Raw genomic sequence first — 20,430 nt, 5'->3', positions numbered from 1 at the left:
TGCCGCATGGTCAGGCGATCTCGTAACAGTAGGGCAACGGATTACCGGAGGAGGAAGACATGGCGTATAATGACGTCTACGAGGGATGGAAAAAAGACCCGGAAGGTTTCTGGATGGAAGCCGCCGGTGCAATTGACTGGACAAAGAAGCCGACCAAAGCACTTTTTGACGAAAACGCTCCGATCTACGAGTGGTTCAGCGATGGCATGGTCAACACCTGTTACAATGCCGTGGACCGCCATGTCGAAGCCGGAAATGGTGACCGGACAGCGATCATCTATGACAGCCCGATCACCGGCAGGAAAGAGAAGGTCAGCTATGGCGAATTGCAATCCCGGGTGGCGTCACTTGCCGGTGCTTTACGATCCAAGGGCGTCGAGAAGGGTGACCGGGTCATCATCTACATGCCGATGGTGCCACAGGCACTTGAGGCTATGCTGGCCTGCTCTCGACTGGGTGCGATCCATTCCGTTGTCTTCGGCGGTTTCGCCGCGAATGAGCTGGCGGTACGGATCGACGATGCGCAACCCAAGGCGATTATCGCCGCCTCGTGCGGGTTGGAGCCGGGGCGCGTGGTCGACTATAAGCCCCTGCTGGATGGCGCAATCAAACTGGCCCAGCACAAACCAGACTTCTGTCTTATCTTTCAAAGGGATGAGAAACTTGCCGAACTGACGGCCGGGCGCGATCACGACTGGTACGAGGCACAGGAAGGTGTTGCACCTGCCGAATGCGTCCCGGTTGAGGGCAATCATCCTGTCTATATCCTTTATACCTCGGGCACCACCGGCGCACCCAAAGGCGTGGTTCGGCCCACTGGCGGCCATCTGGTAGCGCTGAACTGGACGATGAAAAACATCTACAACGTCGATCCGGGCGATGTGTTCTGGGCGGCGTCGGATGTGGGCTGGGTCGTTGGGCACAGCTACATTTGTTACGGGCCTTTGATCCACGGCAACACCACTATCGTATTCGAAGGCAAACCGGTCGGCACCCCCGATGCAGGCACCTTCTGGCGGGTGATCAGCGAACATAACGTACGCACCTTCTTTACCGCGCCAACAGCTTTCCGTGCGATCAAACGTGACGACCCCAAAGGCGATCTGATCAAAGGCTATGACATCAGTTGCCTGCGCGCGCTCTACCTGGCTGGAGAGCGTGCTGATCCGGACACGATCGAATGGGCACAAGATGTGATGAAGGTGCCGGTCTATGACCATTGGTGGCAGACCGAAACCGGCTACACGATAGTCGGCAACCCGGCCGGGATCGAAGCACTGCCAGTCAAGATCGGATCGCCCACCGTGCCAATGCCGGGCTATGACGTGCAGATCCTGGACGAAGGCGGCCACCCGATGGGCCCGAATGAGTTGGGCGCGATTGCGATCAAACTGCCCTTGCCCCCGGGTACCCTGCCGACCCTGTGGAACGCCGAGGACAGGTACCGCAAGTCCTATCTCAAAACCTTCCCCGGCTATTACGAAACCGGCGACGCGGGGATGATTGACGAGGATGGATACCTTTACATCATGGCGCGCACCGACGACGTGATCAACGTGGCCGGGCATCGCCTGTCGACGGGCGGCATGGAAGAAGTTCTGGCCAGCCACCCGGAGGTCGCGGAATGCGCCGTCATCGGCGTGAGCGATCAGTTGAAAGGGCAACTGCCAGTGGGCTTTTTGTGCCTCAACAAAGGTTCTGCCAGCAGCGATGAGGACGTGATCAAGGAATGTGTCAAACTGGTGCGCGACAAAATCGGCCCGGTGGCGGCGTTCAAACTGGCAGTGGTGGTCGATAGGCTACCTAAAACCCGCTCTGGCAAGATCCTGCGCGGCACGATGGTCAGCATCGCCGACAGCCAGGCTTATAAGATGCCCGCGACCATCGACGACCCGGTCATTCTGGACGAAATCAAGGATGCGCTGCAAACCATCGGCTACGCGCAAAGCTGACAAAAAAGCCCCCGCGCCTTTCGACGCGGGGGCACCTGCCCGATATACTAAAACACGCGACTACGGCGTGAAAAGGTCGTGCACCCCATGCAGGAATTCCTGAGACAAACTAACAGTACGCTGTAGAAACTCGTACACATAACCACGATTGTCGTTTGCATCAGAAGGTACGACCGAACTGACCAAAATCAGAACCGATAAAGACACGGCCTTTATGTTATTACTCCGGCGCATTACCCCACCCAGTTATTAATTTCGTAGTCTTCCTAATCACCACTCATCGGGTAGCGGTACATAGCCCCCTTAGGGCTCAGACAGGCAATAGCAATTGATTGTTATCAGATAACATCAGTTCATCTGTTTGATTTCAAAAGATTCTTCAAAAATCTGGTTTCCGAGGCATCAAACAAATTGTTCGCGAATAAGACGCTCTTCCAGCCCATGGCCGGGATCAAACAGGATGCGATGGGCGATGCTGGGTTCTGATCTGATCTCGACCCACAACACCTGGCGGACCGAACGGCTGTCCGCATCGGCCATGACCGGGCGTTTCTTGGGATTGATCACGTCAAAGCGCACCGTGGCGGTCTTGGGCAACAGCGCGCCGCGCCACCGTCTGGGTCGAAACGCGGCGACCGCTGTCAGCGCCAACACATCGGACCCGATGGGCAAGATCGGGCCGTGCGCGCTGTAGTTATACGCGGTCGATCCTGCCGGGGTAGCCAACAGCGCACCATCGCAAACCAGTTCTTCCATCCGCAGATTGCCATCAATGGTGATTTTCAGCTTGGCCGCCTGCGGCCCCCCCCGCAATAGCGATACCTCGTTGATCGCAAGCGCCTCGTGCATGCTGCCATCGACGCTTTTCGCCGTCATCGACAAAGGATTGATCACCTCTTCGATTGCAGCCTCCAAACGTTCGGGCAGATCGTCACGATTATACTCGTTCATCAAAAAGCCGACCGTGCCGCGATTCATGCCATAGACCGGCACGTCCAAACCCTGCGTCCGGTGCAAGGTCTGTAGCATTAGCCCGTCACCGCCCAACGCCACGATCACATCAGCCTCTTCCTCGAGCACGTTGCCATAGCGTTTGGCCAACGCGGCATGCGATTTTCGCGCCGAAGGCACATCACTGGCGACAAAGGCAATCTTACTGGCCATACGGCATGTCCTGTTTCCAAAGCGCATCGGTTGGTTCCGATCGAACCACAAGTTGCCCCGCTGTACCAGTATTGACGGACCTGCAGGGGAAAATGTCGCTTTACAGGCTTACACCCCTGCGATGTTTCCTATAGGAAATCTTTCAACCGCAACCCCTTTCGGAGACTCACCCCATGTCTGATTCCGGTTTTTTCACAGAATCCCTCGCCTCGCGCGATCCCGAACTTTATGGCTCCATCACTGACGAACTGGGCCGCCAGCGCGATGAAATTGAACTGATCGCCAGCGAAAACATCGTCTCTGCTGCCGTTATGGAAGCGCAAGGCAGCGTGATGACCAACAAATACGCCGAAGGCTATCCCGGGCGTCGCTATTACGGTGGGTGCCAGTATGTGGACGTAGCCGAAAACCTGGCGATTGACCGTGCCAAGCAGCTTTTTGGCTGCGAATTTGCCAACGTACAACCGAACTCGGGCTCTCAGGCAAACCAAGGCGTCATGCAGGCGCTGATCCAACCAGGCGATACCATTCTGGGCATGAACCTGGCCTCGGGCGGTCACCTAACCCACGGTGCGGCCCCCAACCAGTCGGGCAAGTGGTTCAACCCTGTGCAATATGGTGTGCGTCAGCAGGACAACCTGATTGACTACGACCAGATCGAGGAACTGGCGAAAGAGCACAACCCAAAGATCATCATCGCTGGCGGCTCCGCCATTCCGCGCGTCATCGACTTTGCTCGCATGCGCGAGATCGCCGATATGGTTGGCGCCTATCTGCATGTCGATATGGCCCACTTTGCCGGTCTGGTCGCTGCGGGCGAGCATCCCTCGCCCTTCCCGCACGCGCATGTGGCCACCACCACCACCCACAAAACCCTGCGTGGCCCGCGTGGTGGCATGATCCTGACCAATGATGAGGCGATCGCCAAAAAGGTCAACTCGGCCATCTTCCCTGGCATTCAGGGCGGCCCACTGATGCACGTGATCGCCGCCAAGGCTGTGGCCTTTGGCGAGGCACTGCGCCCCGAGTTCAAGGGCTACATCAAACAGGTCAAGGCCAATGCCAACGCACTGGCTGATCAACTGATCAAGGGCGGTCTGGACATCGTCACCGGTGGCACAGACACCCATGTCATGCTGGTCGACCTGCGCCCCAAAAAGGTGACAGGTAACATCACCGATGCCGCCCTGGGTCGTGCGCATATCACGACCAACAAGAACGGCATCCCGTTCGATCCGGAAAAGCCGACCGTGACGTCAGGCATCCGTCTGGGAACGCCTGCCGGCACCACCCGCGGCTTCAAAGAGGCCGAATTCCGTCAGATCGCCGATTGGATCGTCGAGGTCGTGGACGGACTTGCCGCCAATGGGCCAGACAATAACGGCGCGGTTGAAGAGAAGGTCAAAGGCGAGGTTGCCGAGCTTTGCGCGCGCTTCCCGCTCTACCCCAACCACTGATTGACTTTTACGTCTGAAATGACCCCGTGCAGTATCGCTGTGCGGGGTTATTTATGCGGCTACAACTTTGAGTTTCCTGTATTAAACGGCACCCACCGTCAAATTACATCCTGCCAGTAAAGCAGTGCAAGGATCGCCGCGATCAATAGGATCAGGTTGAAAACCATCCCCCCCAAGACCCCCAGCACGAGCCCTTTTCGCCGGTCCACGGGGTCGATCGTCTCAAGATGTGTGGTCACATCGGCGAAGGCCGCGTTGAGCCTTTTCGGGTCCAGCAGCCGTGCCAACTTGGGATTTGCCGACAGGGTCTGTGCCTCGGAAATAACCCGCCCAGCCTTTTGGATCCGCTTGGGCAGGCGCCGCCCGGCCCGTTTGAAACGCGCCGACAATGACGGGCCGCGCACCCCCAGCTTGGTCTGCATCAAGGTTTCCAGCGCCGCAACACGGCTATGAAACTTTTCGATTTCAATCACTTGGCGATCTCCCGATCGACAGTCTAGCCGCTCGTGCACGCGGCCTCAATGGGGCTGGTTTTTAGCTGGTTGCGACGTTATCAATCAACCCATGTTGAACACGATCACACATGGCCGACCGACGGATCAACCAGGATTGTTGATCGCACACGGCCTTTACGGTTCGGGTCGCAATTGGGGCGTAATTGCCAAGCGCTTATCGGATACCCGGCAGGTCGTGGCGGTTGACATGCGCAATCACGGCCAAAGTGATTGGAAAGAAAGCCATTCTTATCAAGATCTTGCGAATGATCTGGCCGAAGTGCTTTCTGGTCTCGATGGTCCGTTTGATGTGATGGGGCATTCAATGGGTGGCAAAGCATCAATGATGCTGGCGATTGAAAAGCCCGAGTTGGTGAACCGCCTGATCGTGGCAGACATCGCACCCGTCGGCTATGCGCATACCCAGATTCAATATATCGACGCGATGAAAGCCGTGGATCTGAGCGGGATCGAAAAACGCTCGGACGTGACTGCATTGCTGGAACCTCTGGTGGATGATCCACAACTGATTTCCTTTTTTCTTCAATCGCTTGACGTGAAGAACCGGCGCTGGATTCTGAATCTCGAGGTGCTGGAAAAAGAAATGCCAAAGATTATCGGGTTCCCGGAAATTTCAGGCAGCTACGAGGGTGGGACGCTATTTCTGTCCGGGGCTTTGTCGGATTACGTAAAAAGAGAGCATCGACCAGAAATCAAACGCCTCTTCCCCAACGCCCAGTTTGCCAAAATCCCCGGAGCCGAGCATTGGTTGCACGCCCAGAAACCCCGCGAATTCGAGGCCGCAATTCGCGCCTGGCTTGACCGGTAAATGTTGTAACTGTGTAAACTATGTACGCGCATTGTGTACACATAGTACTGGCGCGGACCAGAGACCCAAGCGGCAGTATTGTTTTTCTGGCAACCTCGGGAAAACCTGCGCCGTTAATCCAAGATCAACCCTGCCACAGTTTCCGGGCGACGGCCCAGCTGACCGGGAAGGCCGCGCAAAAACCGATTGCGGCGGCGATCAGGATCGGGATCAGGGTGTCATGGCCCGAAGCAAGGGCGGCGATGACGGCAGACCCGGCCAAAGTGGAGCCGATGAAAAGATGCAGGATCAGGGCAAGGCGGAACATAGGGCCTCCGATGGGTGGTGGAGCGCGTTTCAGGCCGCAGTTTAACCTTCACGAAATGGGTGGACATTGATCTGTGTCAGAGGGAGATCGGACCCGTTGCCGACCCGCCACTATTTATGGACAGGCAGCACCGATATTGCGGAAAACTTACGCGACACCGCGACATATTGTTGATTTGCTGTGGCCCCGCGTGTAGGACTGATCACACAGGTGCATAGACGCGGTAGCATCCACTGACGGCGGGGTCCGGTTTGCCAATGGCAGCGGGCCCCGTTTGCTTTCGTTTTGATGCATAAGAAAAACTGCCGGAATCGGATAAGGCGCCAGGTGCTCAGACGCGGTCCTTGCATTGTGGCCGAAACCACACCCTGACGCCTACCCGAACATACCAACCCCGAAGGGCGGCACGCCCGTGAAGAGATAAACCCGAAGGCCCACCCCAGCCTCACATCACCCGAAGGATCAGATCGGCAGTGCCTCACCTTGCCCGAAGGGTCGGATCGGCGGTGCCGCACGTTGCCCGAAGGCGCGGATTGGCGTGCTCTGACCCAGCAGTTCCAGGTAAATTCCAGCGCCCCGAAGGACATCGAAATTCGGCCTGATCCCACTTGGACCCTGACGAAAGGGGCGATAATCCGAAGACCCGCATCCCACCGTCCGGGCCCCGAGGAGCCGTCGCGTACCGCGCTGGTTTATGAAAACCGTTGCGATGTCTTAAGGTTCACCAAGCGGGGCACATCACGCAAGATAAAACTTGAGTCACATGCAAATTTCTTGGGGATAAGATATTGGATTAATTGGGGAAATATCTGTGGATAACCTGGTTTTCCGATGTGTTTCGGCAGGGTTACGTTAACCAAACAAAAGACAGGTTTCGAGCGTTCAAATTTCTGCGGATCCGGTCGTTTTTCATGCCGCAGACAGTCAAACACCGGCCGGGGGCCGGTGTTTTTTGTGAAACCGGGCGTAAAACCCCGGTTGCGATTCGGAAATTGCGGTCAGGACGTGGTCAGCTGATACACAATCCTGTCGCGCAGAGGCAGGATATTCACATCATCCGGATGCGGCGCCATCTTGGGCTTGCTCAATCCGGGCAATGCAGGTTGCCGACGCTCTAAAACCTCAAGCGCCGACAAACGGCGCTGGCGCGCGACCGCTACATAGTCAACATTCATACTCGTTACGTTTCCCCATACCAGTAAGTTTACAGCCTTGCCATTTTGTGACGAAAATGGGGCAAATAGAATAGGTTTGTTAGAAACTGTTTGTTTCCCTGTGGGAAAATATATTGCTGACAACGCCTCATGGATTCTTTTATTTTCAATTGCTTAGATGACGCGGCGCGTCGGCAGGGCGTTGCAGCCTGGCATGTCGGATAAGGGCATCCACGGACGCCTTGGCAGAATGCGGCATGAATGTGGCGGTTCTGGATTTTCTGCAACCCCTGTCACATTCGCGACAAAAATGGCGATATGGCGCTTCGGCCCAGGAAAAGAATGTGATAAGGGAGGGCAGTCAGAAATGGCGCGACTACAGGCTGTGACGCCCATCAAGGGTGCACAAAAACATATAAAAAGGCCGGCGTTGGGGTGGAAATGCCACGCGACTGGTCACAGAGCACGTGAATTGAGGAGAGTTGGTATGAATTCGAAAATCTGGATTGCCCTGGGCTTTGCTGCCGGGTTTGCCGGACTGTCGGGCTGTGCCCCAGTGGTGATCGCGGGCGCGGGGGCGGCGGCGGTTGTCGTGGCCGACAAGGCGGCGGAAAACAGCGGCGATGACGGGCTCTTCTGAGACCCGAACTGCACGGACCGGAACGCCAGACCAAAAGAGGGTGAGGAGAGCTGAGATGACATTGAAATTCTGGGTAGCACTGACAATGCTGACAGGCAGCGTCGCCCTTGCGGGATGCACGCCTGCCGTGGTGGGAGCAGCCGCCGTGGGGGCCACCGGCGCCCTGATGGCCGACAAGGCCGCCGAGCAGGACGGCGATGACGGGCTGTTCTGAGGCCTGACGCTAACCTATTCCAAACCAAGCATTTTCTTGGCTCTGGCCAGTGTCTCGACCGAGGCCGCGTGATCGCCGGAGCCATGCAGGCTTTCGCCCTCGTCCCGCAGGGCCTTGACCTGCGCCAGATCCGCATCGGATAGCGACGTACCCGCCGCCAGGGCCGCATCAATCGCCGCCATGTCCGCGGGGCATTGCGACGCCAGAACCGGCGTGGCGGTGAGCAGAACTGTAAGTGCCAGTGCAATTGGTTTCATCGGTCAATCCTTTCGTTGAATACCCCGTTAGAATAGCACGACAGTGCCCGCGCCGCAGCCATGACGCGCCCCGGGGCCGGGACAGGGCGGGTGTTCGCTCAAACGGCATTTGGCGGATGCGGGAAAGCACGGGAACGCACCTGACGTAGATCGGGGCAGGAATCAGGGTTAAGGCGCTGAAATCATGGCAAAATCCCATATCGGTATCACGTCGGTATTACGTCGGTATTTTGTCGGTGCAGAAATCGGTATTTCGCGAAGTTAACAGGACGCGCGGTGCGGCAGCCGATGAGAATGGTTGTTCACCGTGATGTCGGGCCGGACGTTGGTGCGTGCAAGCAGGTACCCTACCCGCTTCACCGACCGTTAACCACTCTGCCGCCATGTTGGCGACATGTCCGATTACCGCAGACCTGACGTGACCAGTGCGACGGTGTTTTTCACCGTGGCACTTGCGCAGCGCGGTTCGGGGCTGCTGGTCTCTGAAATCGCGCGGCTTCGAACGGCGGTACGCGCAACGAAGGCCGAGAGGCCGTTTGCCATCGACGCCTGGGTGGTCCTGCCCGACCATCTGCACGCGGTATGGACATTGCCCATGGGCGACGCTGATTTCTCGACACGGTGGCGATTGATCAAAAGCCGGTTCTCGCGCGGAGTGCCAAAGGCGAGGACACGGGCGAGCCACGACGCGCGATGCGAACGGGGCATCTGGCAGCGCCGGTTCTGGGAGCATCACATTCGCAACGAGGCCGATTATTGGGCCCATGTCCGGTATTGCTGGATGAACCCGGTGAAACACGGGCTTGTCGAGAGACCACAGGATTGGCGCTATTCCAGCGTTCACCGCGACGCGCGGTTTCAGTCCGACATGGATTTGATGATGCCGGGATGAGCGCCGGGTCGGACACCACCCGACATACCGTTCGGCGGACGGATTGAGGCGCGAAAGGGCGGAGCGCCGGGCGTGGTTTCAAGCAAGCGCGGGACGCGCATCCGGGATCGAGATGGCGCACGGTAATACGATTGTCGCGCCGGATGTTCAAAGATGTAGGGTGCGTGATTTCACGCACCATTGCGCAGGTGTCGAGGTTAGATGGTGCGTGCGAGCACGCACCCTACGCTTGCTATTCCTTCGACTCTTGGAAAGCTGAATATCCTGGAAAAAGCGATTTATCCCAATAGACCAGCTGAATTCCATCGTTGGAACCAAGTCGTATAAGAATATCTTGTTCTTGCAGTGTGAAACTCCCGAGCATCGACTTATCGATGAAGAGATATCCGTCTCCATTGATCATGGACGCCCCAAGGAATTCGAACTTTCCTTCTGCTTCCCAAGAATTGACCATTTCAGTCGGTAGGTTTTCTCGGAGTAGCGTGATCAAAACCGACTTCTCTTTGTCGAAGCTAGCGGCGAGATACCCAATCATCTTTTTGTTGCCATCTACATCCGACAAACTGGCCTCAATCGACTCCGATATCGATTTAGAAATCTGCAATGATTCTTGAGCTTGGGTAATGATCGTTTTTTGGTTTTCTTCTACGGCGATCAGTCTTGAATCAAGCCGGTCAAATTCACGAGGCAACCATAGGTATGTCGGAATTGCCAAGAGCCCAAGCGCAACCGCGCCTCCAGCAAAGGTTGCCGACGCGGTTTTTATCCACTGATACATTGAAAAGACCTCAAATACTCTCAGCCAGCGAGTTTATCTAGGTATTTGAGAGATTTAAATGGCTGCGGCCAAAAATGCTAGGAAAATGCCGCCTAGAACAAGCATCGTCAAAAACGCAAAAAGAGCTGTAATCATAAAGGATTTGTCAATTTGCATGTCTACACCCTAGGAAACTCCCGGTTGAGTACGACAGATTAGGTTAACACCAATTTAAGGGCGCCCATATTTCTGACGTTCAAATATTGCCAAAAAAATAAGTCGATTTTGCGGCATGCCAATGAGATGTCACGAAACAGTGTTGGTTCTCAGGTTAAAAAACGCCAACATTGCAGGTGAATTTTTTCAAAATGACGCAATACTATTCTCAGTCAATGCTACCAATATTTGACTCCCAAAACATGTTTACCGGCTTCACCCATCCATCTTCAATAGCATCCCGTATCATCTTAACCGGGGTGCGGCCGCAATTCACTTCGTGAACCGCTTTCCCGCACTGGCCTTTTCAGCGCGCAAGATGGCCAGCTTTAGCTGTCCATCTTGAGAGCGCTGATAAACGCCTCTTGTGGAATATCCACTTTCCCGAATTGGCGCATCTTTTTCTTGCCCGCCTTCTGCTTCTCCAGCAGTTTCTTCTTCCGGGTCGCGTCGCCGCCGTAGCATTTCGCGGTCACGTCTTTGCGCATCGCGGAGAGCGTCTCGCGGGCGATGACCTTGCCGCCGATGGCCGCCTGGATCGGGATCTTGAACATGTGGCGCGGGATCAGGTCCTTGAGCTTTTCGACCATGGCACGCCCGCGCGCCTCGGCCCGGTCGCGGTGGACCATCATGGAGAGCGCATCGACCGGTTCCTCGTTCACCAGCACGGACATTTTCACCAGGTTATCCTCGCGATAGCCGGTGAGCTGGTAGTCAAATGACGCGTAGCCCTTGGTGACGGATTTCAGGCGGTCGTAGAAATCGAACACCACCTCGTTCAAGGGCAGGTCATAGACGGCCATCGCGCGGCTACCCGCATAGGTCAGGTCAAGCTGGATGCCGCGGCGGTCCTGGCAGAGTTTCAGCACATCGCCGAGGAATTCATCGGGGACAAGGATGGTGGCCTTGATCCGCGGTTCTTCGAGGTGGTCGACGATGGTCAGGTCGGGCATGTCGGCGGGGTTGTGCAGTTCGATCTGCGAGCCGTCGCGCATGTAGACGTGATAGACCACGCTGGGCGCGGTGGTGATGAGTTCGATATCGTATTCGCGTTCGATCCGGTCGCGCACGACCTCAAGGTGGAGAAGGCCCAGGAAGCCGCAGCGGAAGCCAAAGCCAAGCGCGGCGGAGGTTTCCATTTCATACGAGAAGCTGGCGTCGTTAAGGGCCAGTTTGTCGATGGCATCGCGCAGGTCTTCGAATTCGGCGCTATCGACCGGGAAGAGGCCGCAGAAGACGACGGGCTGGGACGGGTTGAAGCCCGGCAGCGCCTCGGTCGCGCCTTTCTTTTCGTGCGTGATCGTGTCGCCGACGCGGGTGTCGCGGACCTGTTTGATCGACGCGGTGAGGAAGCCGATTTCGCCCGGTCCCAGCTCGGCAATATCGGCGCGTTCCGGTTTGAAGACGCCGATGCGGTCGACATGGTGCACCGAGCCGTTCGACATCATCTTGACGCGGTCGCCCTTTTTCAGGACGCCGTCCATGATGCGGACAAGGACGATCACGCCAAGGTAGGCGTCATACCAGCTGTCGACCAACATCGCCTTGAGGGGCGCGTCACGGTCGCCCGTGGGGGGCGGCAGGTGGGCGACGATGGCCTCCAGCGTTTCGTGGATGCCGACGCCGGTCTTGGCGCTGACCTGGATGGCGCCGGTGGCGTCGATGCCGATCACGTCCTCGATCTGTTCGGCGACGCGGTCACAATCACTGGCGGGCAGGTCGATCTTGTTCAGCACCGGCACGATGTCGTGGTCGGCGTCGATGGCCTGGTAGACATTGGCAAGCGTCTGCGCCTCGACCCCCTGGGTGCTGTCGACAACCAGTAGCGAGCCCTCGACCGCGCGCATGGAGCGGGAGACCTCGTAGGCGAAATCGACATGGCCGGGCGTGTCGATGAGGTTGAGCACATAGGCCTCGCCATTGTCGGCGGTATAGTCGATGCGGACGGTGTTGGCCTTGATGGTGATGCCACGCTCACGCTCGATATCCATGCTGTCGAGAAGCTGTTCCTTCATGTCCCGATCCGCCACCGTGTTGGTGGACTGGATAAGGCGGTCGGCCAGCGTGGATTTCCCGTGGTCGATATGGGCCACGATCGAGAAATTGCGGATATGAGCGAGGTCTGTCATGGTTTCGGGATATGTATGGGAAATGGGGGTTGGTCAAGGTGGCTTGAACCAAACCACTTATGCCCGCCAATCCGGATCAGGCGTACCAATTATTCTAGGACACCGTCAAAATATGGATTTCAGAAATCAAAGTGCCACCTCGTCAAGAGCACTAGCCTTTTTATGGCAATTACGCAGTTTGGTGAATTTCGACAAGAAAATCGAAACTGCACAAGGTTGGCCGGATTTATCCTATTTTGCGGCTTTTCGGTTCACTTTGCAATTTGGGGTATTTGCACGATATGGCGATCTCGATGCAGAGGATGCAGCGCGAAGTACATTTCAATCAACAATCACCAAGCAAGCCATTGATCTGGTCGATGATGATCCGGTCCTCCTCTCTTTTTTTGATGTTGGTGGGTTGGCTGCTTTCAATCCAGCAGATCATACAAGCAGTGAGCTTAGAACCAGGCAGAATTTTGAATCATTTGTGAACGTTGTTACCCGTCTTCGTACGAACAACCAGTACGCAACTGAAACCGATTTAGAAGTATCCCCCGCCTTGCTTAATTCATTGGAACCAGGCCCTACCTTTATGTTGCTCGAACCAATATGGCCGGAGAAAAAGTCCAAACAGCTTCGAGACGCGACGGAACGTCTTTTGAGTGCGCTGATCATTCGACCGCTCTATGGGCAGTTTTGGCGCGAGTGGTATCAGGGGTTTCTCGATGGCAAGCCGATGGATTGGGAACTTCAGCGGCGGGTGGCGTTGATTGAGGACGCGATCTGGGAGTCCGGGCCGGAGGCGGTGGCCGAGGAGATTGAGCGGATCAGGGCTGAGTTCCTTTCAGAAAAGACACCTCAGGCCGAGCGGGTTGAATTCAATCAGGAAAGCGCGAAGTTCTTCACCGTTCCCATTGAGGTCGCCAAACCCGATCTTCTGGGCGCGACGCTCACGCAGGTAGAGGACGCGCTGGACGACGCCTTAGCCAACCCGTCCAACGGCTTGCACGACCAGTCGCGCGAGGTGCGGGTGTTGCGCCGCGTCGCGACGAAATACGGCAATGACCCACAGCAGATCGAGATGGGTTTTGTCAGTGTTCACGCGGGTCTGACACGGCAGATACTAAGTGATGAATTACCTCCGAGCGAAGAAAACCTCGCGTTGCAGGCTGCTGTCGAGGAAGGCGCACGCGCGATCAGGGCCACCCATCCGGAAGTGGCAGAAAACCGGAAAATTCTTAGCGAACAGGTGATCCGTGAACTGCCCGAGGGCGCGAAGGAAAAACTGGAAGCCGCCTTACCCATGCTTCGGGCAATTTCCGAGCCTGCGCTGGCCGACGATTGGGATCACGATATTCCAACGCTGATCAACGATGCAACCGGACCATTGCCAAGCGGGGCCCCTGCCTTGCCCGGTGCGGACGAAGCCACACGGATTTTCAGCCGAGTCGCGAAAATCAGCATTCTGATCCGCACAACCAAAGCGATTAAATCGCATCCGCTATATGAGTCTGGTGAGGTGTTGTTAACTTTGAAAGATTTAATTTTGCTGGGCGCCACCATCTTTGCGTTATTGATGTAGGAAACGAAGGGCGGCGGCCGACCTGGGGGCGCTTGGCACGGAGCTTGTCCAGACCGACCTATCCAAAGCCCCAGCCCATTTATCTGACTCAACGTTGCAAAAACGCCCTCCGGGGGGAGGTCGGGCGCTGCCCGGGCAAACCGGGCGGGACCGGTTTATCCGCAGGCAGCTTCGCGGGAAAAGTTTCTCGTGCTACACTCTGCTCATAATAGAAATTTATTTGGAGATACCATTATGCCGATCAAGGGTTTTCTGACCATTCCCAACATCCCTGGTGAAAGCAAGGACGCGAACCATCCGGACGCGATTGACGTGCATGGGCTGGAATGGGGCGTGACGCGCAAGGTCAAGGGCGCGCGCGCCGGGCGGCCCAAGGGGCGGGCGATGGTGTCGCCGCTGGAGGTGCACAAGTTCTATGATGCCGCCTCGCCCTATCTCGCGCTGGCGGTGATGCAGGGAAAGGCGTTCGATCAGATCGTGCTGAAGGTGCATCACGCAACAAGTGGGCGCAGCCATCTGGATTACCTCAAGATCACCATGACCAATTGCACGCTGAAGACCTATCACATGTTCAATGACGGGCAGGATGACCCGCTGGAGGTGATCAGTGAGCGGGTCGAGATCAGTTTCGAGAATATTGGAATCCTTTACATCGAGACGGACGGCAACAATAACGCCGGGACTGAGCATGAAATAGAATTCGATATTACGGCCGGTGTCTGAGCCGGCGGGTTGTGCATGAGGCGAAGGCCGGGCGCCGCCGGTCGTTGGAAAACGATCAAGCCTGGGCGGTTTCGGTAGAATTTTCCTCACCGATCAGGTGATCTTTGACGCTAAACCGCGCCCGTGGTTACCTATGCTACGCGCAACCTTAGCAGAGACCCGATATGCACGACCTACACGCCAGACTGATCCAGCAACGCCATGCCTTCCACCGCGATCCCGAGCTGGGATTTCAGGAGGCGCGGACCAAGGCGACCGTGGCCGGAATATTGCGCGGGCTTGGCCTTGAGGTGCATGAGGGCGCGGGGGTGGTCGGCATCTTGCGCGCGGGCGGCGGCAACCGGGCGATCGGGCTGCGCGCGGATATGGATGCGCTGCCGATCCTTGAGACGAGCACGCATGGCTATGTCTCGGAAAATTCCGGCGTGATGCATGCCTGCGGCCATGACGGGCACATGACGATGCTGCTGGGGGCGGCGGAAACGCTGGCCGGCGATCCCGATTTCGACGGCACGGTCGTGTTCATTTTCCAGCCCAACGAGGAACACGGCCTGGGCGCGCAGGCGATGATCGACGAAGGCGTGCTGGAACGGTTTCCCATCGACGAGGTCTATGCCATCCACAACCTGCCCGGCGCGCCGGTGGGTCAGGTCTCGACCCGTGTGGGGCAGATCTGCGCCAGCGAGAGCCTGTTCGAGATCGAGATCACCGGCAAGGGGGGCCATGCGTCGATGCCGCAGGTCGGGGTCGATGCGATCACCGTGGGCGCCGAGATGGTAAGCGTGCTGCAAACCATCGTGTCGCGCAAGTTGGCACCAAGTTCGAGCGCGGTGGTGTCGGTGACGGAATTCCTGACCGACGGTCAACGCAATGTGCTGCCGGGCCATGCGGTCCTGAAGGGCGATGCGCGGGCGCGTCTGCCCGAGGACCGGCAGGCGATCGAGGCGTTCATGCGCCAGATCGTGAACGGTGTGGCGGCGGCGCATGGGATCAGTGCGACGGTACGTTTCAACACCGAGTTCATCGAGGTCATCAACGCCGAAACGCCGGTTGACGCGGCGGTCCGCACCGCGCGCGCCGCCGGGCTTGAGACCATCCCGGATCGCCCGCCCATGAGTTTTTCCGAGGATTTTGCGCATTTCAGCGCCGCGGTGCCGGGCTGTTTCCTGCTTTTGGGAAATGGCGAGGATGGCCCGCACGGACAACCGCTGCATGCCAGCGATTATGATTTCAACGACGCGCTTTTACCTATCGGGGCTGCCTTCTGGGCGGCGCTGGTTCGTGATCGCCTTCCAGCAAGACAGGATACATGATGACCGCTCTGCTTCCCCCTGCCCGCCTTGGCCATGTGGCCGCGACCCGCAAGACCGGCGATGCCGCGACCCGTGTATTGACGCGCGATGATTTTGCCACGGCGCGCGCCGAGATCACCCAGTGGGACGGCCATGCGCCGACGCCCCTGGTCTCGCTTGCCACGCTTGCGGCGCGGATCGGCGTGGGGGAGATCCTGTACAAGGACGAGGGGCCGCGCTTTGGCCTGGGCAGTTTCAAGGCATTGGGCGGTTCTTACGCGGCGCAGCGGGTGTTGCAGCGTGAGGTCGCCCGGCGCACCGGGAACGAGGTAAGCCTGGCCGATATCCGCACCGGAAAATACGCAGACGCGGTTGCGGGCATTACGCTGGTGTCGGCCACGGATGGCAATCATGGCCGGTCACTGGCCTGGGGCTGTCAGCGGTGGGGTGCGCCCTGCCGGATCTATATTCACGCCGAGGTCAGCGAAGGCCGGGCAAGCGCAATGCGCGATCTGGGGGCGGATGTGATCCGGATCGACGGCGATTACGACGAATCCGTTGCGCTGGCCAAGACCGAGGCCGAGGAAAACGGCTGGTTCGTGGTGTCCGACACGTCCTGGCCCGGCTATTCACTACCGCCGCGCGATGTGATGTCGGGCTATGGGGTGATGACACAGGAAATCTGCGAGGCGCTGGAACGCGCACCCACCCATGTGTTCCTGCAGGGCGGTGTCGGCGGACTGGCCGCAGGCGTGATCGCCGGGTTGCGGCAGTATTGGGGCGATGCGATGCCACGGGTGCTGATCGTGGAACCCGAACTGGCCGCCTGTCTGTTCGAGAGCGCCAAGACCGGCACCGCAACCAATGTGGCGATTGCCGAGGAAACCCTAATGGCGGGCCTGTCCTGCGGCGAGCCGTCGCAACTGGCCTGGGAAATCCTGGCGGAAGAAGCCAGCGATTTCCTGACCATCCCCGAAGCCATCGTGGCCCCGACCGTACGCCTGATGGCCCGCCCGCTGGAAGGCGACACCGCCATTGAGGCGGGCGAAAGCGCCATCGCCGGGCTGGCCGTGCTGATCGCAATCCGGGAAGATGCCGCCCTGGCCGATACGCTTGGCATCGACGGTCAGGCGCGCGTACTGCTGATCGGATCCGAAGGCGTGACGGACCCCGAGATTTTCAGCATGATCATGGAAGGCCGCGACGCCGCCTGAAAGGCAACTTGCGTGGCGATGCAAAATGCGGGAGGGCCGCAACCCGACCTGGAGAGTATATCGGGCCGGAATTTAAACGCACATTCTTCACCGATACTTCAACGGTCCTAAGGGCTGGTACGTTGCAAAGCGCCCTCCTGAAAGAAGCCGGTAGCGGCCCGGACAAGCCGAGCGAGATTGATGGAATGAACGGCTCAAAAGTCCACAATGATCTTGGTGCCGCCATCGGCTCTGCGGGCCTTTCCGACTTTCGATGCGATTGCTCCAATGGCAGCTTTCATGAGTCTTTGCTGTCTAACAATTTTTAACGATCAAGAAACGGTTTCTCAATCCGCCACCATGTCCATCCGCCGACGACCCCGGCAACCAATCCTAGCGGCATTGCCCGAACCCAAGCGAACAAACCATCATTGGTGAAAAAGGCAAAAAGAGCTGATCCAACTAGTCCAACCATACCTCCGGCAATTAGAGCAACAGAAAGCGGCTGCTCAAATGCCAAACCCAAAACCATGCGCAAAAGTGCTCCCAGTGGCATGGAGCCAAGAGCGATGAAAAGTATTACTGGCTGTGCGAATGCCCACACAGCAATTCCATCAAGACTTGCGAATAGACCGCCTTCGAGGACCATTATCCCAGTGCAAACGACTAAAGCGCCCGCTTCCACAGCGACAAAGCAAGCGACCATAGAAAGCACTAAGTTGAATTTCCTTTCGGTCAACTCGCTCTGTCCGCGGTTTTCAAATCTTCTCACTACTTCACTCGTCTATCAGCTCTGATGTCGTTAAACAGTCATTCGCTCTCAGGGCAGCATTCGTCACAAAGGGCTCAAAGCGGTTATTGGCAAAAATGAAAAAAGCCCCCGCTTTCGCGAGGGCCTTTCAATCTTTTCAATGCGTCTCGATCAAAGACCGGTGGTCACGTCGATCGTGTTGCCCTCTTCAAGGGTTACGTAGGCCTTCTTGATGTGGTTGCGACGACCCAATGCGCCGCGGAACCGCTTGACCTTACCCTTAGTGATCGTGGTGTTGACCGCTTTGACCTTCACACCAAAGAGCGCCTCGACAGCCTCCTTGATCTGGGGCTTGTTGCTGTCCATCGCCACCTCAAAGACAACCGCGCCGTTTTCGGACGCCATGGTGGCCTTTTCGGTGATGACCGGCTTGCGGATCACGTCGTAATGTTGTGCCTTCGCGCTCATTTCAACCGAGCCTCCAGTGCTTCGACACCCGCCTTGGTGATCACCAGAGTGTCACGCTTGAGGATGTCATAAACGTTTGCGCCCATCGACGGCAGCACGTCCAGACCTTCGATATTACGGGCGGCCTTGGCGAAATCTGCGTTCACCTCGGCGCCGTCGATGATCAACGCGCGCTTCCAGCCCAGATCCTTGACCTGCTTGGCCAAAGCGCCGGTTTTGCCTGCCGATTTCAGTTCATCAATCACCACCAGCTCACCAGCGGCCATCTTGGCCGACAGGGCGTGCTTGAGGCCAAGCTTGCGGAACTTCTTGGTCAGTTCATGCCCGTGCGAACGGACAACCGGGCCTTTATACACGCCACCACCACGAAAGATCGGTGCCGAACGGGCGCCGTGGCGTGCGCCACCGGTGCCTTTCTGGCGATAGATCTTCTTGGTCGAATAGCTGACTTCGGACCGGGTCTTGACCTTATGCGTACCGGCCTGCGCATTGTTGCGCTGCCAGCGGACGACACGGTGAAGGATGTCCGCGCGCGGCTCCAGGCCGAAGATCTCTTCGCCCAGATCGACCGAGCCGGCCTTCTTGCCGTCCAGTTTGATCACGTCGAGTTTCATTCCTCGCCTTCCTTCTTCTCGGCTTCAGCAGCTTCTGCTTCGGCAACTGTATCTACCTTGGCTTCCTCTGCCTCGGCAGCTTCCATCGCGGCCTGTTCGGCTTCGGCGGCAGCGGCTGCTGCGGCTTCTGCTTCGGCGGCGGCGGCAGCAGCGGCTTCTTCAGCGGCTTTCGCGGCTTCTTCGGCCATGGATTTCAGGCCCGCGGGCAGAATGGCGTTTTCAGGGAACGGTTTCTTGACCGCATCCTTGACTGTCACCCAACCGCCTTTGGAGCCCGGCACGGCGCCCTTGATCATGATCAGACCACGATCGGCATCGGTGCGGACCACTTGCAGGTTCTGCGTGGTCACCCGAGCAGCGCCCATATGGCCGGCCATTTTCTTGCCTTTGAACACCTTGCCCGGATCCTGACACTGACCGGTTGAGCCGTGCGAACGGTGGCTGATCGACACACCGTGCGAGGCGCGCAGACCACCAAAGTTGTGGCGTTTCATGGCCCCTGCGAAACCCTTACCGATCGAGGTGCCGCAGACGTCTACGAACTGACCTTCGAAGTAGTGGTTCGCGGTGATTTCCTCGCCGACTTCGATCATCGCCTCGGGTGCCACGCGGAACTCAGCGACCTTGCGCTTGGGTTCCACCTTGGCAGCCGAGAAATGGCCACGCATGGCTTTCGAGGTCCGCTTTGCCTTGGCCGTGCCGGCACCCAGCTGCACCGCGGCATAGCCGTGGGCCTCGGGTGTGCGTTGGGCAACGACCTGCAGTTTATCCAGTTGAAGAACGGTTACCGGCACCTGCCGCCCGTCTTCCATGAAAAGCCGGGTCATGCCGACTTTCTTTGCAATTACACCAGAGCGCAACATTGTCAGGTGCCCTCCTTAAACCGAGATCTGAACGTCCACACCGGCAGCCAGGTCGAGCTTCATCAGCGCGTCCACGGTCTGGGGTGTGGGGTTGACGATATCCAACAGGCGCTTGTGCGTGCGGATTTCCCATTGATCGCGGGATTTCTTGTTCACGTGGGGGCCACGCAGAACAGTGAATTTCTCGATCTTGTTCGGCAGCGGGATGGGCCCACGGACGTCGGCACCGGTACGCTTGGCAGTGTTGACGATTTCCTGTGTGCTGGCGTCCAGTACACGGTAGTCAAACGCCTTAAGCCGGATGCGAATGTTTTGGCTTTGCATTCATTTAGCCTTTCACGGCATTGGAGTTGATAGGAGGAAGGCCGGACCACCCGGCCCCCCTCGTCGAACCCTGCCCCGGATCGCTCCGGGGCCTTTTAGGGATTATTCGATAATTTTGGCGACGACGCCTGCGCCGACGGTTCTGCCGCCTTCGCGGATGGCGAAGCGCAGGCCGT

Annotated in this window: 23 protein-coding genes; 10 read left to right on the top strand and 13 right to left on the bottom strand. The window is 57.7% G+C overall.

The features are described 5' to 3' along the window. Positions 1 to 59: 59 nt before the first annotated feature. On the top strand, positions 60 to 1,952 hold the full coding sequence (gene prpE, locus Q1B27_RS22525; RefSeq protein WP_299851625.1) for a propionate-CoA ligase PrpE: 1,893 nt from the start codon (positions 60 to 62) through the stop codon (positions 1,950 to 1,952). Positions 1,953 to 2,354: 402 nt separating this feature from the next. On the opposite strand, the gene Q1B27_RS22520 is transcribed toward prpE, so the two are convergent. Further along, complete coding sequence (locus tag Q1B27_RS22520; protein ID WP_299851622.1) at positions 2,355 to 3,116, bottom strand: NAD kinase; 762 nt, start codon at positions 3,114 to 3,116, stop codon at positions 2,355 to 2,357. Positions 3,117 to 3,289: 173 nt separating this feature from the next. Between Q1B27_RS22520 and glyA the strand changes: the two genes are divergently transcribed. Then, a complete protein-coding gene (gene glyA / locus Q1B27_RS22515) occupies positions 3,290 to 4,573 on the top strand; it encodes a serine hydroxymethyltransferase (RefSeq protein WP_299851619.1) in 1,284 nt (427 codons plus the stop codon). Between the two features lie 98 nt (positions 4,574 to 4,671). On the opposite strand, the gene Q1B27_RS22510 is transcribed toward glyA, so the two are convergent. Next, positions 4,672 to 5,046, bottom strand: coding sequence for a hypothetical protein (locus Q1B27_RS22510; RefSeq protein ID WP_299851616.1), 375 nt, complete (start codon positions 5,044 to 5,046; stop codon positions 4,672 to 4,674). Positions 5,047 to 5,137: 91 nt separating this feature from the next. Between Q1B27_RS22510 and Q1B27_RS22505 the strand changes: the two genes are divergently transcribed. After that, positions 5,138 to 5,896, top strand: coding sequence for an alpha/beta fold hydrolase (locus Q1B27_RS22505; protein WP_299851613.1), 759 nt, complete (start codon positions 5,138 to 5,140; stop codon positions 5,894 to 5,896). A gap of 124 nt (positions 5,897 to 6,020) precedes the next feature. On the opposite strand, the gene Q1B27_RS22500 is transcribed toward Q1B27_RS22505, so the two are convergent. Together Q1B27_RS22500 and Q1B27_RS22495 are read right to left on the bottom strand one after the other, a co-directional pair. Then, complete coding sequence (locus tag Q1B27_RS22500) at positions 6,021 to 6,203, bottom strand: CTP synthetase (RefSeq protein WP_299851610.1); 183 nt, start codon at positions 6,201 to 6,203, stop codon at positions 6,021 to 6,023. A gap of 998 nt (positions 6,204 to 7,201) precedes the next feature. Beyond that, a complete protein-coding gene (locus Q1B27_RS22495; protein WP_299851607.1) occupies positions 7,202 to 7,378 on the bottom strand; it encodes a hypothetical protein in 177 nt (58 codons plus the stop codon). Positions 7,379 to 7,844: 466 nt separating this feature from the next. On the opposite strand from Q1B27_RS22495, the gene Q1B27_RS22490 reads away from it, so the two are divergent. Further along, on the top strand, positions 7,845 to 7,997 hold the full coding sequence (locus Q1B27_RS22490) for a hypothetical protein (protein ID WP_299851604.1): 153 nt from the start codon (positions 7,845 to 7,847) through the stop codon (positions 7,995 to 7,997). A gap of 55 nt (positions 7,998 to 8,052) precedes the next feature. Then, positions 8,053 to 8,211, top strand: coding sequence for a hypothetical protein (locus tag Q1B27_RS22485; protein ID WP_299851601.1), 159 nt, complete (start codon positions 8,053 to 8,055; stop codon positions 8,209 to 8,211). A 14-nt stretch (positions 8,212 to 8,225) separates the two neighbouring features. Here the strand turns inward: Q1B27_RS22485 and Q1B27_RS22480 are convergent, their stop codons facing one another. Continuing rightward, entirely contained in the window at positions 8,226 to 8,468 is a 243-nt protein-coding gene (locus Q1B27_RS22480; RefSeq protein ID WP_299851599.1) for a hypothetical protein, read from the bottom strand. 394 nt (positions 8,469 to 8,862) lie between these two features. Between Q1B27_RS22480 and Q1B27_RS22475 the strand changes: the two genes are divergently transcribed. Beyond that, positions 8,863 to 9,360 carry a transposase gene (locus Q1B27_RS22475; RefSeq protein ID WP_299851596.1) on the top strand — a complete coding sequence of 166 codons (498 nt, stop codon included), beginning with the start codon at positions 8,863 to 8,865 and terminating at the stop codon, positions 9,358 to 9,360. A 232-nt stretch (positions 9,361 to 9,592) separates the two neighbouring features. Here Q1B27_RS22475 and Q1B27_RS22470 read toward each other — a convergent pair whose 3' ends face one another. Together Q1B27_RS22470 and lepA are read right to left on the bottom strand one after the other, a co-directional pair. Next, on the bottom strand, positions 9,593 to 10,138 hold the full coding sequence (locus tag Q1B27_RS22470; protein WP_299851593.1) for a hypothetical protein: 546 nt from the start codon (positions 10,136 to 10,138) through the stop codon (positions 9,593 to 9,595). Between the two features lie 524 nt (positions 10,139 to 10,662). Beyond that, positions 10,663 to 12,462 (bottom strand): translation elongation factor 4, encoded by a 1,800-nt coding sequence (gene lepA / locus Q1B27_RS22465; protein ID WP_299851590.1) that lies wholly within the window; start codon positions 12,460 to 12,462, stop codon positions 10,663 to 10,665. Here lepA and Q1B27_RS22460 point away from each other — a divergent pair. The 4 genes from Q1B27_RS22460 to Q1B27_RS22445 all read left to right on the top strand — a co-directional run bounded on the left by Q1B27_RS22460 (position 12,461) and on the right by Q1B27_RS22445 (position 17,255). Beyond that, the gene (locus Q1B27_RS22460; protein WP_299851587.1) at positions 12,461 to 14,026 is read left to right on the top strand and encodes a hypothetical protein; all 1,566 of its coding nucleotides are present in this window, start codon (positions 12,461 to 12,463) and stop codon (positions 14,024 to 14,026) included. The two genes, lepA and Q1B27_RS22460, sit on opposite strands and share 2 nt — an antisense overlap. 234 nt (positions 14,027 to 14,260) lie before the next feature. After that, positions 14,261 to 14,749, top strand: coding sequence for a type VI secretion system tube protein Hcp (locus Q1B27_RS22455; protein WP_299851584.1), 489 nt, complete (start codon positions 14,261 to 14,263; stop codon positions 14,747 to 14,749). Between the two features lie 164 nt (positions 14,750 to 14,913). Further along, positions 14,914 to 16,062 (top strand): amidohydrolase, encoded by a 1,149-nt coding sequence (locus Q1B27_RS22450; RefSeq protein WP_299851581.1) that lies wholly within the window; start codon positions 14,914 to 14,916, stop codon positions 16,060 to 16,062. Continuing rightward, the gene (locus tag Q1B27_RS22445) at positions 16,062 to 17,255 is read left to right on the top strand and encodes a diaminopropionate ammonia-lyase (protein ID WP_299851578.1); all 1,194 of its coding nucleotides are present in this window, start codon (positions 16,062 to 16,064) and stop codon (positions 17,253 to 17,255) included. Before Q1B27_RS22450 ends, Q1B27_RS22445 begins: the two co-directional genes overlap by 1 nt. Positions 17,256 to 17,559: 304 nt before the next feature. Here the strand turns inward: Q1B27_RS22445 and Q1B27_RS22440 are convergent, their stop codons facing one another. The 6 genes from Q1B27_RS22440 to Q1B27_RS22415 form a co-directional block, all read right to left on the bottom strand. Continuing rightward, the gene (locus Q1B27_RS22440) at positions 17,560 to 18,006 is read right to left on the bottom strand and encodes a hypothetical protein (protein ID WP_299851574.1); all 447 of its coding nucleotides are present in this window, start codon (positions 18,004 to 18,006) and stop codon (positions 17,560 to 17,562) included. Positions 18,007 to 18,156: 150 nt separating this feature from the next. Further along, complete coding sequence (locus tag Q1B27_RS22435) at positions 18,157 to 18,453, bottom strand: 50S ribosomal protein L23 (protein WP_299851569.1); 297 nt, start codon at positions 18,451 to 18,453, stop codon at positions 18,157 to 18,159. After that, entirely contained in the window at positions 18,450 to 19,067 is a 618-nt protein-coding gene (gene rplD / locus Q1B27_RS22430; protein ID WP_299851566.1) for a 50S ribosomal protein L4, read from the bottom strand. The genes Q1B27_RS22435 and rplD overlap by 4 nt, the downstream gene beginning before the upstream one ends. Beyond that, positions 19,064 to 19,930, bottom strand: coding sequence for a 50S ribosomal protein L3 (rplC, locus tag Q1B27_RS22425; RefSeq protein ID WP_299851563.1), 867 nt, complete (start codon positions 19,928 to 19,930; stop codon positions 19,064 to 19,066). The genes rplD and rplC overlap by 4 nt, the downstream gene beginning before the upstream one ends. Positions 19,931 to 19,945: 15 nt before the next feature. After that, positions 19,946 to 20,254: a 30S ribosomal protein S10 gene (rpsJ, locus tag Q1B27_RS22420; protein WP_085802629.1), complete on the bottom strand. Its 309-nt coding sequence runs from the start codon at positions 20,252 to 20,254 to the stop codon at positions 19,946 to 19,948. Positions 20,255 to 20,356: 102 nt separating this feature from the next. Further along, a partial coding sequence (locus Q1B27_RS22415) for a hypothetical protein (protein ID WP_202814033.1) occupies positions 20,357 to 20,430 on the bottom strand: 74 nt, incomplete at its 5' end.

This window comes from uncultured Roseovarius sp., from assembly GCF_947489715.1.
GTDB lineage: Bacteria > Pseudomonadota > Alphaproteobacteria > Rhodobacterales > Rhodobacteraceae > Roseovarius.
Note: the sequence above shows the minus strand (reverse complement) of the source record. Positions and strands in the feature narration are given on the sequence as shown.